Here is a 13,354-nt window from a genome sequence, read left to right as displayed (position 1 = left end):
GAATAATTGACAATATAAAATAGTGTTTAACCATGCAACATATTAACATTGCTTTTCATCAATCAGGCTCAAGACTAAATTACGCTATTCCCCTAGCTTTGCATCAACAGGATTTACTATACAAGCTATTTACTGATTTTTATGCCTTCTCTTGGATGATCAAAGGGGGCAAACACATAGAACCAATAATTAACCCTTATTTCTCAGTCAATGATTTATTAAAACGACATCAAAAGCAATTACCAGATGAAAAAATATGTAGTTTAAATTTGCAATGGCTTTTGTTAAATTTGAGAACAAGAAATAGAAACCTTCAATATAAAGATATATATTTTCTGAATCAAGAAATTTCCATCAGAATTGCTCAATTGATAAAAAGTCAAAAAAAGCATATAAGTCATGTGTATTGTTATACTTGGAATTCATCTAATTGTCGGCAGTATGTTAAAAATGCTTTAATTTTCACAGACCAAATTCAATCTATCATCAAGTCATTCATACCAATGCTAGAAAGAGAATTGGAAGAACATTCAGATTGGGTGAAAGAAAAAAATATGTTATCTGAAGTTAGTGAATTATGGACAGCAAAGGAAAAAGAAGATATTGAAACAAGCGATTATTTTTTGGCACCTTCAGAGTTTATCAAAGCAAGTCTTATTAATGATTTATCTATTGATCCCAAGAAAATCTACTTAAATCCCTATCCTGCTCCTTTGTGGTTATATGATTATGAGACAAGTTTAAATAATTCTGTCAGGTTATCTAGCAAAAAAGAAAAGGGTGAAGAATTAAAAATTGTTTTTGTGGGTACAGTAGAACTGAGAAAAGGAATTCAGTATTTATTAAAAGCGTTGAGGAAAATAAATCCTGATAAATTTCATGCTAGAATTGTCGGTTCGATTCAAATCCATGAAAACAAAATTAAAGAATATTCAGATATTTGTACGTTTATGGGTCAATTAAATAAACAGGAACTGACAAAACAGTATGAATGGGCAGATGTATTTGTTTTTCCTAGTCTATCCGAAGGCAGTGCTGGTGTTATTTATGAAGCAATGGCTTTTGGATTGCCAATTATAACCACAAAATCATCTGGTTCATGGGTTAGAGATGGGATTGATGGAATAATTGTTCAAGAAAGAAATATTGAACATTTGATAGAAGCGTTATTGCAATATATCGAGAAACCTGATTTGTTAGAATCGCATGGGGAAAATGCTTGGAACAATGTTAAATCATTCAGTATAGAACAAACAGGAATCAGATTACAAAATATATTTAATACTATATGATATGCTAAAAAATGTAGCTTGATTTCCTTGTAATTCGCTAACTTGAAAAAATTAAATTTGATTTGTTTAAACAAAACAAAAGTAAGACCAATCTTGACTCTATGTCAATATTAAGTTAATTTAATCGCATTTTTTGTATGATAGAGTAAATATTAATTATGTTCCTTAGTTATTGCTTATTAATTCTTTTATTGTTTATTTGTCTTTATATAGTTTGGTGGAGTTTTAAAAAAACAATTCGTTTATATCAATTTCCTTTTTTTATGGCTATAGCTTTTCTCATCTATATTGTTCCTCAAATTAATGCTTTAATCAAAGATCCCTATCCTGTACATGAAAACTATGTTGATTTGACTATAATTCTGTCTATATTGTGTGTAATTTTGTTTTTTTATGGATACATAAAAAATCAACAGGATATAAAAATAATAAACTATAAAAATAATAACAATTTACAGGGAGAGCAGATAGACAAAACATTTTTTTACATAGGAATTGTTTACACAATTATTGGTTTTATGTGCAATATAGCCATTGGAGGAGTTGATATTGAAGCACAACAAGTCAGTCAGTGGACTGGTATATTAACAGTATACGCTTTTTTTCAAAGACTTTTATACGTTGGTTTTGCTATAAATTTACACTGCGTCCTTAGAAAAAATCGTCTTATTCATTGGTTAATGTTGGGGATTTCGTTATTTTGGCCTATTTTTAACTTCTTATTTTATGCTCGGAGGACTGAAGTAGTAATTTATATATCTATAATTATGCTTACTATTTGGTTCACTAAAGGTTATATTGTTAATCGTACATTTATATTCGTTGCGGTTATCATTGGGTTTTTCTTTATGAATTCTATTGGTGCGTATCGTGCAGCATTATCACAAATAAATATAGGATATTCTAATTGGCAAGACTTTTTTAGTTTTAATTGGTTGAATAATTGGTTGATAGCTTTTCAGAGTATTGATTGGTGGAATACAACTACGGATTCTTTACAATTTTCCGATGCCCAATCTTATATCTCTACCTCTCATTCTTCAGAAACGAAATATGTCGCATCTGTCATTCAATTAACCAATGAAACCAAGGAATTAGGTTATGGATCAATCTTGTGGAATAGACTTGTGTTTGGTTTTGTTCCTGCTCAATTTTTAGGAAATGATTTTAAGGAATCACTATTTATTTATGTAAATGCTCCACTTGCAGATAGGATACTTAACCATTTTTCGACTCAAACCTTTCAAAATGGATATGTGATGCCTATCATGGGAGAATTATTCTCGGAATTATGGTTTTTTGGTTTTTTTCTTTGTTATTTTATTGGTAAAATATTTAAACATTTTTGGCTATTGGCTAATAAAGAAGCAAAAATCTATAATAAAATTCTTTACCCTATTGCCCTAGCTTTTTCAGTATCTCTTTGTCTTGGAGGATTGGCAGGATATGTGTATAATATAATCTGTTTTATGATTTTTCTTGCTCCTGTCAAATATATCGAATTAACCAGCAGGAAAAATAAATAAGAATTAGATACATATTAATTTAATCAGTTGTTTAAAAAACAACTGATCTGAGTTAGTTTGCAGTCATATTCTTATACACAGTCTGCTCATATAAGATAATAAATGCTGAAAATAAATTTTGAAAAACTATGAAATTAGCTACGATTTTTACCAACTATGGTCCATATCATGTAGCGAGGCTAGAAGTAGCTTTTAAGAAATTAAAAGCAAAAAAATGGGAATTATTTGGTATTGAGTTAGCTCGTTATGAAGAAGAGTATCCTTGGCAAATAAAAACAGAAAATTTCCCATGTAAAATCATATCAGTAATTAATAATTCTCCTCTGGAGAAGGCAGACTTCACTGACTTGATATATAGATTAATATCTATTTTAAATCAAACTTGTCCAGATGCTATAGCAATTGCTGGTTATGCTCATCCCTCTATGCTTGCGGCTTTGTTATGGTGTCTCTGGCATGGTAAACCTGCTATTCTGTTATCTGAAAGTACAGAACATGATGCACCCCGTTCCTGGTGGAAAGAAAAAATAAAAGCATGGTTAATTACAAGATATAAATCAGCATTGGTAGGAGGACAGCCACAAAAACGCTATTTAATAAAATTGGGAATGTCCTCAGAAGCCATTTTTTTTGGTTACGATGTAGTCGGAAATGATGTTTTTCACCCTGATAAAATTAAATTCTTATCTTGTCCGTTAGATAAACCATTCTTTTTAGCTATTAATAGATTTGTCAGCAAGAAAAACCTGCCATTCTTGCTTTCAGCCTATGCTAGCTATCGTCAATTGTCAGGTGATAAAGCTTGGGATTTAGTTCTGTGTGGTGATGGTGAATTAAGGTTAGAACTAGAAGAGCAAATTGCTACTCTGGGAATCAAAGATTATGTCCATCTTCCCGGATTTTTACAACAGGAGCAACTTTTACCTTATTTTGCCCACGCAAAATGCTTTATCCATGCCAGTACTCAAGAACAATGGGGACTGGTAGTAAATGAAGCTATGGCAGCTGGTTTACCAGTATTGGTTTCTAATCGTTGTGGCTGTTATGAAGACTTAATCATAGAAGGTGTTAATGGATTTGGTTTTGAACCTGAAAATTCCCAACAGCTAACTGAATTGATGCTGAAAATGAGTTCAGGGGAAATTGACTTGAAGAAAACGGGACAAGCTGGATTAGAACATATTGAAAAATTTTCTCCTGACTACTTCGCCAAACAATTAATTCAAGCTGTTGAATATGCTACAGCACATTATTAAATAAAAATAATTATGAAGGTTTTAATGGTTATCCCTGCCTTGGGAAATGTCTATGGGGGTCCCACAAAAATTGTTATTGAGTTAGCAGAATCGGTAGCCAAATTAGGTATCAGCGTTGATATTGTTGCTACTAATGCAAATGGTTCGACAAATCTAGATGTGCCTTTAAATCAATGGGTCATAGAAAATTATTATCGATTGCAGTATTTTACCTATTTGGATTTGTTAGATTACAAGTTCACTGGGTCGATGACGAAATGGTTATTTAAGAATGTATCTAACTATGATATAGTACATACTAATGCTATCTTTTCCTATCCAGTGCTAGCTGCTCATTGGGCTTGCCAATTTCGTAAAGTTCCGTATATTGCAACTCCCCACGGCATGATGGAGCCTTGGGCATTAGCTTATAAAGCTTGGAAGAAAAAACTTTACTTTAATCTTTTGGAAAAGCCATCACTACAAACAGCCAAGGCTATGCAAATGACAGCTTCTACTGAAGCTAGACACATAAACACTTTTGGCTTAAAAATTCCTTTAGTTTTTGTGCCTAATGGCATTCATAGTAAAGATTTTGAATTTCTTCCTAGCCCAGATATTTTTTATCAAAAATTTCCAGAAACTCGCAATAAAACATTAATTATATTTTTAGGACGTATTGACCCAAAAAAAGGACTAGATTTATTAGCTCCCGCTTTTGCCAAAGCACACCGAAAATTTCCTGATACCCATTTGATTGTTGCTGGTCCTGATAATACAGGATTTTTACCTACTGCTGAAAACTACTTTATCGAAGCAGGATGTAAAAATGCTGTCACATTTACAGGAATGCTCACAGGTGAGATGAAATATGCAGCTTTAGCAGCGGCTAATATTTATGTTGCTCCTTCCTATTCAGAAGGTTTTAGTATGTCTGTATTGGAGGGCATGGCTGCTGGTTTACCCTGTGTAATTACCACTGGCTGTAATTTCCCCGAAGCTGGTATGGCTAATGTGGCTAGTATTGTTGATATTGATGTTGAGCAAATAGCTAATGCTTTAATTCAACTCCTACAGGATAGTCAAGCAGCAAAAAAAATGGGCGATCGCGCTCGTCAGTTTATTCTGGAAAATTATACATGGGATAGCGTTGCCTCAAAAATGGTTTCAGTTTATCAAGAAATTATTAACGACGGTACTGTGAAAAATGCCAATTTAAGATCAAAGCAATGAACACTCCTACAGGATGTCTAAAAACTATTTTATGAAACACAAACAATCTCGAAACCTAACCTCCCTACCCTACCTTTCCCTGTAATATACTAGAATATCTTATTAGATACAACTCTACACAACATTACGTTAAACGATGATGATAAAACAAGAATACGAATATCAATATCAAGACAATAACCTAACAAATGCCCATTCATTCTTGATGAATCCACTACTATCAATACTTTCTGAAAAATCTCAACCTGGAGCTAAAATTTTAGATTTAGGATGTGGTAATGGTAGTCTAAGTAATGTTATTTGTCAGCATGGTTATGAAGTAGTGGGTATGGAGGAATCTCCTTCAGGTGTGGCTATTGCCAATAATAACTTTCCCAATTGCAGGTTTATCCAAGGTAGTATATATGATTCCTCGCCCCCAGAATTAGAAAATGCCTTTGATGTTGTTATTTCGGTAGAAGTAATAGAGCATCTATTTTATCCCAAAGAGTTGGTTAAATTAGCGAGAAAATTCTTAAAGCCAGGAGGGTACTTGATTCTTACTACACCGTATCACGGCTATTTAAAAAATTTAGCTCTTGCTCTATCAGGAAAGATGGACAACCATTTTACAGTTCTTTGGGATGGGGGTCACATTAAATTTTTCTCAGTGAAAACTTTGACACAATTATTGGAATCTGAAGGATATACAGATATTAAATTCAAATTTGCAGGTAGAACTCCTTACCTATGGAAATCAATGTTATGTTCCTCTACTCCAAAATAACCTAAACTCTCATGCTATCTGTAATTATCTTGACTTACAACGAAGCTGCCAACCTGCCTACTTGTTTAGCAAGCTTGCAATCTCTCAATGCAGAAATTTTTGTTGTTGATTCCGGTAGTTCAGATAATACTATTGAGATCGCAACGCAAGCTGGTTGTCAAGTTTTTAGTCATCCTTTTGAAAACCATGCCAAACAAATAAATTGGGCAATAGAAAATCTGCCAATTTCCACACCCTGGATCATGCGTCTCGATGCAGATGAACGCCTTACCCCTGAACTCGTTGATGAATTAAAAACAACTTTACCCCAAACCCCAAAGCAAATAACAGGCTATCAGGTAAAACGGCGTGTATTTTTCATGGGACGATGGATTCGTCATGGTGGTTATTATCCCACTTGGTTACTGAGAGTTTGGCGTACAGGTCTAGGGACGTGCGAACAACGTTGGATGGACGAGCATATTATTCTATCCCAAGGAGAAGTTGCTAACCTCAAATACGATATCATTGATGAAAATCAAAAAGGTTTGACTTTCTGGACAGATAAGCATAACCGCTATGCAGATCGAGAAGTTAAAGATTTACTGGGTGTGATGATAGATGAACAGGATGATTTATTAAATACAAATCATTTCTCCCAAGCTGGTCAACGCAGGTGGGTAAAGAAAAATTTGTATGGGCGTTCACCTCTTTTTCTTAGGGCTTTTCTTTACTTTTTGATGCGTTACATTATAGGTCTAGGCTTTTTGGATGGTATGCAAGGTCTGATTTTTCATTTCCTACAAGGTTTTTGGTATCGCTTTTTAGTAGATGCGAAAATATATGATCTGAAAAAAAGTAAAAGATAATTTTTAACCCATCAGATATTCCTCATCAATAGTAGTGAGCATCGTCATAAATTATCCCAACTATCACCATAATAGCAGCATAGAAATCAAATGGATCATAAAAATATTTTTGCTATAGAAACAATCAAATATATCTGGACACATCCAAACTGTAAAAACACAAAAATTCAATCAATTTTAAAATTTGTTTCTTGGCAGTTGTACAAACGTCTGACTCAAAAATATATTGATATTCAGCTTGTTAACAATATAAAAATTCGTTGCCATACTGATAGTCGTTCGGCTGCGGCTGCATTATATTGTGGATTGTATGACTATCATGACATGAATTTTCTCCTAAGATATTTGCGAGCAGAAGATTCATTTTTAGATATTGGTGCTAACATAGGAATTTACACTCTCTTAGCAGCATCTATTATTAAAAATGGAACAATTTACAGCTTTGAAGCACTCCCCAAAAACTATACTCGCCTAGAAGAAAATATCAGGATTAATCAATTAGACCAAGTGAAGACTTACTCATTAGCGATTTCTAACTTGATAGGAAATATTGCTCTCAACCTGGCTGAAGGTGATTCTATGCCTTTTATTTCTACGCAATCACATGAAAAAACCCTTACAGTTAAGACAGATACACTTAACAATATCCTTAATAATGAATCACTGAGTAAGTTAACACTAGCAAAGATAGATATTGAAGGAGCAGAACTTTTAGCTCTCAAAGGAGCAACTTCTTTGTTGAAAAAGCAACTTCCTCATGTGTGGATTATGGAAATTAATAATGCAGTGAGTAACTTTGATTACAATAAAGAAGACTTAGTTAATTTCCTTCAAGATTATGGTTATGGATTGTTTCAATACAACGCTGATAACAACCAAATTATTCCCATTACACTGGAACAACAACAAGGAAATAACGTCTTAGTCATTGCTAATTCTTGTGTGGAGTTTGTACACGATCGCCTGAATTAAAGTCAACCTGAATGAAGTAGCGAAAAATTAAAGATTTTCAATCCTCATGCTTATGTAGACAGCAATCTGACAGGTTTTATTAATATTCTATAAGGATCTCGTCATCACTCGGTTAAGCATCTGGTATTTGCTACTTATAGTTCAGTTTACGGTGCTAATCAAAAAATCCCTTTTTCTATCAGCGATGATGTCAGTCAACGCATCTCTCTCTATGCTGCCACTAAAAATGCTAATGAACTAATGGCTTATACATACAGCCACCTTTATCAAATTCCCATTATAGGACTACGCTTTTTCACAGTTCACGGACATATACAGGATGTAGGATTTAAGCCCCACACACCAATAGAAGAAAGTATTGCTAAATTTGTTGAGTGGTATCGAGAATACTATTGTTGCTAATCATGAAATTCTTGTATCGCAAAATCGCAAAGTATGTAGTTTTTGCTGCCGTTGGGTTGAGCCTGTTCTTGTTCAGTATTATACCCATCAGAATTGCGATCGCCTCTTACTACGCACCCCATCCCCAGGCGATCCTTACCCTTGGTGGTGGTACAGAACGAGAAACATTTACAGCCGAATTTGCTCAAGAACATTCTCATCTAGACATTTGGGTTTCCAGTGGTACACCCCAAGCCGAAGCCTTGGCTATTTTTGGAAATGTAAGTATTCCCACTGAGCGTATTCACCTTGACTACCGTGCTGTTGACACAGTTACCAACTTTACTACCCTCGTTCACGATTTCCAAAAACGTCATATTCAGCATATCTACCTGATCACTTCAGATTTTCATATACCCAGGGCAAAAACCATAGCCACTATAGTTCTAGGTAGTCAAGGCATCACCTTTACCCCTATTTCCATTCCCTCTGAACAACCCAGAGAATCTATTGTTCGCATTGTCCGTGATGGTGGACGCTCTCTGTTGTGGATTGTATCAGGTCGTACCGGAGCAAGCTTAAACCCTCGTTTTCATCCCCCAGTTTATGCGTCTAGATAAATACACCCTTGGCAACTATACTCCCGGTGCGTCCTACGTTCAACAATTGTTGTGGTACTTCCTGGGTTCTCCTTTGGTTGAAAGTCATTGGCTACCAATTTCATCAGCAAAAGTTTGGATACTCAAGCTTTTTGGAGCCAGTATTGGTAAGGGAGTCCGTATAAAACCAGGGGTGCGAGTCAAATTGCCCTGGCGTTTGACTGTTGGTAATTATGTTTGGATTGGGGAAGATACCTGGATTGATAATCTAGCTCCTGTGATCATCGAAAATCATGTTTGTATATCCCAAGGAGTTTATCTTTGTACTGGCAATCATGACTGGAATCAACCAGATTTTAAACTGATTCCTGCTCCTATCCATATTCAAGAGAGCAGTTGGATAGCTGCTAAATCCGTAATTGGTCCAGGAGTCACAGTAGGAAGTGGTGCAGTGTTAACTCTAGGCAGTGTAACTGGAAGCTGTTTAGATCCGATGATAATTTATGCTGGTAATCCAGCGCAACCGATTAAGAAAAGGCGAATAGGACAGGTAGAAGACTTTTTTCCTATTCCTGTACAGGATCAATAGTACCTGCCAAAATCTACTCCCTTTTAATTTAAATATTAAACCATAAAATAAATCAATAACTGATCAACTAGGGTGTAGAATTTTAAGAACATTATATTCCTGGCATCGAACGATACAAAGCAATTTTAGCTAACTATGTCTTTTGAATTATAAATTTTCTGATACGTGTTTAATATTTGGTACATAGGCTTAGAATGTAAAATTATCACTTTGTATCTACCTAAATGTAACAGTGAAAGAAAAAAGCCAGCGGATTAGTATTTAAGACAAAACTAATCACAGAAAATTGGGAATCAAACCCTTATTCAACTTTAAAATTAATAATTTGGAAATATTTCTGACTGATTCCTTAAATTATCTTAATGTAGGCTCAAAAATTAAGTATTATAAAGGTGTGCATACTATAAATATGCAAATTTTATTTTAAAAGTTACTAACTATGCTGGGAATATTGGTTACAATATTGACGTAAATGCTCAAGCATAACAAAATATACTTAACTAAATAATTATCTAATCGAAATCCATGAACAATCAGAATTCTACTAGAATCTCAACTCCTAATGAAAATGGCAGGGTTATTATTACACCTGAATTCGTGCCATCTCAGAATTTTCCATCATTTTCAACAGAGGATGAGGATGGGAATCTAAAAGACTTCTTGGCTGTTCTCCAGCGGCGAGCATTAGTTATACTAGGGGTTGTATCTGTAGTGATGTCTACTGTTATTTATTCGACACTCAAAGAAGAAACTATTTATCAAGGCAATTTTCATATTTTAGTCGAACCTGTTAATAGTGACAGTCGTTTAGGACAAATACCACTGCCAGATTATAGCATTAATAATGCTAATCTAGATTACGACAGTCAAATTCAGGTTCTCAGAAGTCAGGAACTGATGAAAGATGTTCTGCCATATTTACAATCTTCCTACCCGGATATCACCTATAATTCCCTACTCAAAAATTTAACTATTCGTCGTTTAGGTTCAACTAAGATTATAGAAATAAGCTATAAAAACCAAGATCGCAAAAGAATTGAATTAGTATTAAATACACTATCAAAATTTTATTTAAAATACAGCTTGGAAAAACGTAAAACCAAGTTAAATCAGGGAGTAGAGTTCGTAGATAAACAATTACCTCCTATCAAAAATAGGGTAGCTCAATTGCAACAGCAACTGCAGATCTTTCGACAAAGATACAATTTTGTTGATCCAGAAAACCAGTCTACTAATGTAGGGAAACAACTCCAAAAATTAGAAGAGGAACGACTGGAAATTGATCAGCAGTTAGCAACAGCAAGAGCTACTTATGTCAGCCTATCAACACCAGAAGGACAACAGGCCACATTAAATGAAGCGCCTATATATAGTCAATTAATATCTCAACTGCGGCAACTAGAAGCCCAGCTATCTGCTGAATTAGTGCGATTTCAACCAGATAGCCCATCTATAGCAGTATTAGAAGATAAAAGGGAAAACCTTTTGCCTCTAATCGAAGATGAGCAAAGGCGGTATGTAGGTTTAAAATTGGCTGAAGCAACTAGTTTAATTCAGAAACTAGAGGTACAAAGCCAAGAACTGGCTAGAGTAGAACAGCAAACAAAGAGCAAATTTCAGCAATTACCAATCTTAGCTAGACAATACAGCGAAATTCAGCGTAATTTACAGATGGCGAATGAGAGTTACAATCGGTTTTTATCTGCCCGTGAAGACCTTGTAATTCAAGTAGCCCAAACAGAACTACCTTGGGAATTAATCCAAGCACCAAATCAAGGTGAAGCCCCTATATTGCCAAATATACCCCGGAATTTATTGATGGGATTGTTCAGCAGTTTAGCCGCAGGTATTGGTATAGCCTTCCTATTAGAAAAACTGGACAATACATATCATACTGTTGCCAGTCTGAAGGAAAAAATCAAACTACCTTTCTTGGGAACTCTTCCCACCGACAAGACCATCACAGGTTATCAATCTCCTTACCGCAATCTCATCGGTTCAGAATCTGAATCACGGAAAATTTCTCCAGGGAATGGTTGGTTGTCTAATCTGTTCCGTCGTCAGATTAGGGGTGATAGCTATTATGGTAATAGCTATTATGGACAAGGGTTATTTTGGGAATCTTTACAGGTTCTTTATGCGAATATTCAGATGCTCAATTCTGATCAACCGATTCGCTCTTTAACTCTTTCTTCCACTATGCCAGGAGATGGAAAAACTACTGTTTCGTTCCATCTAGCCCAAATAGCAGCTGCCTTGGGGAAAAGAGTATTGCTTGTGGATGGTGATTTGCGTCGCGCCCAGGTTCACAGAATATCTGGTTTGAGAAATTTCTCCGGTTTAAGTAATGTCTTAACATCGAATATTCCAGTTGAGCAGGTGATTCAACAATTACCTGATATGAATTTATTATCTGTGATTACCGCTGGACCTCCCCCACCAGACCCGGCGAGATTGCTTTCATCAGAGAAGATGAAGCAACTGATAGAATATTTTAATGAAAATTTCGATTTGGTGATTTATGATGCTCCTCCCATGCTGGGGTTAGTGGATGCCAGACTTCTAGCGACCCAAACTGATGGTATGCTGCTCGTGGTAAGGATAGACAAAACAGACAAGTCGGCGCTGATGCAGCTTCAGGATAGCCTGAGAAACTCTCCTATCAATGTCTTAGGTGTAATTGCTAACGGGGATAAGCAAAAAGCTACTAGTTACCATTACTACCATAGTCCTGGTAAGGAAGCTAGACCATTCTAATTTTAGCTTGCTGGGAAGCAGGTTTTTTTTGGTGGAAGATGCTTGTAGTTTAGGCGTAGATGTAGCCTGCCACAGGCATGGCAATTTTGTGCTGAATGAAAAGAGAGCGATCGCATACATTTAATTTGTACTAAAATTTGTACTAAATTTCATGCTAAAAAATTTAAATCTGAAGTTCTTATAGCAAATACTGTAATATCGGACACATTTAGCCATGAGCAATCAGTTATCCTGCTCACACCTATCAGAACAATAAATCTGGGGATCGCTTGCAGTATTGTTCACAATTTGTTACAAAAGTACAAAGAACTTCTAGAGACCCAAAACCTAATGTTAGGCGGACTTACTGGTTTAACCGATCCCAAAGGCAGCGATTGGGGAGAGCGGATGCTCAACACAGTCGCGAGCCAAACGATTCGCCACCTGTTTAGCATGAGCGAGTCAGTAGAAGTCTTTGTGCGCTGCTATCCCTCCAGCAAACTGTTGCAAGGCAGCATTGATAGCTTTAAAATGAACGGTCGTGGCTTAGTAATCCGCAAAGACTTCGCAGTAGAGGAAATGTCTTTTGAAACCGATGCGGTGGCCATTGACTTTGGCTCAGTTTTGAGTGGAAAACTTAGCCTCAAGCAACCCACCCAAGCGGTAGCACAAGTAATATTATCAGAAGCAGGTATTAATCAAGCTTTTGGTGCAGAATTGGTTAAAAAGCGGCTGCTCAACCTTTCTGAACCAGCTTTAACAGAAATATCTGGTGGGGAACTAGTTTCCTTTACCGCAGTTCAAATACAGTTATTGCCGGGAAATCGCTTGCATCTTGTGGCTACAGCCGATCTAAACAACGGTGAACTCATACCTCTGAGTATGACTCTTGGTATAGGTATTGAAAAACGGCGACGGGTTTCTTTCAAAGATCCAAGAATTGAACTTGAGCAAGTACCAGAAGCACAACGCGAAATTTCCCAAAATTTAAGCATTGCACTGGTGGGAATTTTGGACAATATGGTCGATTTAGACCGCTTTGACCTGGATGGCGTAAAAATGCGACTTAATCGTTTAGAAACAGAAGGTCAAAGATTGATTTTTAGTGGATATGCAGAAATAGAAAGAATTCCTAAAAGCGGTTAATGGGGACTGGGGACTGGGGACTGGGGACTGG

11 protein-coding genes and 1 pseudogene are annotated in these 13,354 nt (G+C 35.8%); all 12 read left to right on the top strand.

The features are described from left to right. The first annotated feature begins 32 nt into the window (after positions 1 to 32). The 12 genes and pseudogenes from H6G06_RS02450 (at position 33) to H6G06_RS02395 (ending at position 13,323) form a co-directional block, all read left to right on the top strand. Positions 33 to 1,292 (top strand): glycosyltransferase family 4 protein, encoded by a 1,260-nt coding sequence (locus tag H6G06_RS02450; protein ID WP_190556714.1) that lies wholly within the window; start codon positions 33 to 35, stop codon positions 1,290 to 1,292. Between the two features lie 263 nt (positions 1,293 to 1,555). Then, positions 1,556 to 2,818: a hypothetical protein gene (locus tag H6G06_RS02445; RefSeq protein WP_190556712.1), complete on the top strand. Its 1,263-nt coding sequence runs from the start codon at positions 1,556 to 1,558 to the stop codon at positions 2,816 to 2,818. Between the two features lie 128 nt (positions 2,819 to 2,946). Continuing rightward, positions 2,947 to 4,074 (top strand): glycosyltransferase family 4 protein, encoded by a 1,128-nt coding sequence (locus H6G06_RS02440; protein WP_190556711.1) that lies wholly within the window; start codon positions 2,947 to 2,949, stop codon positions 4,072 to 4,074. Between the two features lie 12 nt (positions 4,075 to 4,086). Then, positions 4,087 to 5,286 carry a glycosyltransferase gene (locus tag H6G06_RS02435; RefSeq protein ID WP_190556709.1) on the top strand — a complete coding sequence of 400 codons (1,200 nt, stop codon included), beginning with the start codon at positions 4,087 to 4,089 and terminating at the stop codon, positions 5,284 to 5,286. Positions 5,287 to 5,422: 136 nt separating this feature from the next. Continuing rightward, positions 5,423 to 6,052: a class I SAM-dependent methyltransferase gene (locus H6G06_RS02430; RefSeq protein ID WP_190556707.1), complete on the top strand. Its 630-nt coding sequence runs from the start codon at positions 5,423 to 5,425 to the stop codon at positions 6,050 to 6,052. 11 nt (positions 6,053 to 6,063) lie between these two features. Next, positions 6,064 to 6,900: a glycosyltransferase family 2 protein gene (locus H6G06_RS02425; RefSeq protein WP_190556705.1), complete on the top strand. Its 837-nt coding sequence runs from the start codon at positions 6,064 to 6,066 to the stop codon at positions 6,898 to 6,900. A 90-nt stretch (positions 6,901 to 6,990) separates the two neighbouring features. Then, entirely contained in the window at positions 6,991 to 7,872 is an 882-nt protein-coding gene (locus H6G06_RS02420; RefSeq protein WP_190556703.1) for an FkbM family methyltransferase, read from the top strand. Positions 7,873 to 7,911: 39 nt separating this feature from the next. Then, positions 7,912 to 8,274, top strand: a pseudogene (locus H6G06_RS02415) (NAD-dependent epimerase/dehydratase family protein); the annotation flags it as partial. 2 nt (positions 8,275 to 8,276) lie between these two features. Further along, positions 8,277 to 8,873, top strand: a complete 597-nt coding sequence (locus tag H6G06_RS02410; protein ID WP_190556701.1) for a YdcF family protein — start codon at positions 8,277 to 8,279, stop codon at positions 8,871 to 8,873. Further along, positions 8,860 to 9,441, top strand: a complete 582-nt coding sequence (locus H6G06_RS02405; protein ID WP_190556699.1) for a WcaF family extracellular polysaccharide biosynthesis acetyltransferase — start codon at positions 8,860 to 8,862, stop codon at positions 9,439 to 9,441. Before H6G06_RS02410 ends, H6G06_RS02405 begins: the two co-directional genes overlap by 14 nt. 525 nt (positions 9,442 to 9,966) lie before the next feature. Beyond that, on the top strand, positions 9,967 to 12,198 hold the full coding sequence (locus H6G06_RS02400) for a GumC family protein (RefSeq protein WP_190556697.1): 2,232 nt from the start codon (positions 9,967 to 9,969) through the stop codon (positions 12,196 to 12,198). 330 nt (positions 12,199 to 12,528) lie between these two features. Then, positions 12,529 to 13,323 carry an LmeA family phospholipid-binding protein gene (locus tag H6G06_RS02395; RefSeq protein ID WP_190556695.1) on the top strand — a complete coding sequence of 265 codons (795 nt, stop codon included), beginning with the start codon at positions 12,529 to 12,531 and terminating at the stop codon, positions 13,321 to 13,323. The last annotated feature ends 31 nt before the right edge of the window (positions 13,324 to 13,354 follow it).

The organism is Anabaena sphaerica FACHB-251, assembly GCF_014696825.1.
Taxonomy (GTDB): Bacteria; Cyanobacteriota; Cyanobacteriia; order Cyanobacteriales; family Nostocaceae; genus RDYJ01.
Note: the sequence above shows the minus strand (reverse complement) of the source record. Positions and strands in the feature narration are given on the sequence as shown.

Excerpts from the sequence above, each read along its gene's own strand:
- H6G06_RS02445 (WP_190556712.1), top strand. The coding sequence starts at position 1,556 with ATGGCTATAGCTTTTCTCATCTATATTGTTCCTCAAATTAATGCTTTA.
- H6G06_RS02450 (WP_190556714.1), top strand. The coding sequence starts at position 33 with ATGCAACATATTAACATTGCTTTTCATCAATCAGGCTCAAGACTAAAT.
- H6G06_RS02400 (WP_190556697.1), top strand. The coding sequence starts at position 9,967 with ATGAACAATCAGAATTCTACTAGAATCTCAACTCCTAATGAAAATGGC.
- H6G06_RS02430 (WP_190556707.1), top strand. The coding sequence starts at position 5,423 with ATGATGATAAAACAAGAATACGAATATCAATATCAAGACAATAACCTA.
- H6G06_RS02405 (WP_190556699.1), top strand. The coding sequence starts at position 8,860 with ATGCGTCTAGATAAATACACCCTTGGCAACTATACTCCCGGTGCGTCC.
- H6G06_RS02425 (WP_190556705.1), top strand. The coding sequence starts at position 6,064 with ATGCTATCTGTAATTATCTTGACTTACAACGAAGCTGCCAACCTGCCT.
- H6G06_RS02420 (WP_190556703.1), top strand. The coding sequence starts at position 6,991 with ATGGATCATAAAAATATTTTTGCTATAGAAACAATCAAATATATCTGG.
- H6G06_RS02440 (WP_190556711.1), top strand. The coding sequence starts at position 2,947 with ATGAAATTAGCTACGATTTTTACCAACTATGGTCCATATCATGTAGCG.
- H6G06_RS02435 (WP_190556709.1), top strand. The coding sequence starts at position 4,087 with ATGAAGGTTTTAATGGTTATCCCTGCCTTGGGAAATGTCTATGGGGGT.
- H6G06_RS02395 (WP_190556695.1), top strand. The coding sequence starts at position 12,529 with ATGTTAGGCGGACTTACTGGTTTAACCGATCCCAAAGGCAGCGATTGG.
- H6G06_RS02410 (WP_190556701.1), top strand. The coding sequence starts at position 8,277 with ATGAAATTCTTGTATCGCAAAATCGCAAAGTATGTAGTTTTTGCTGCC.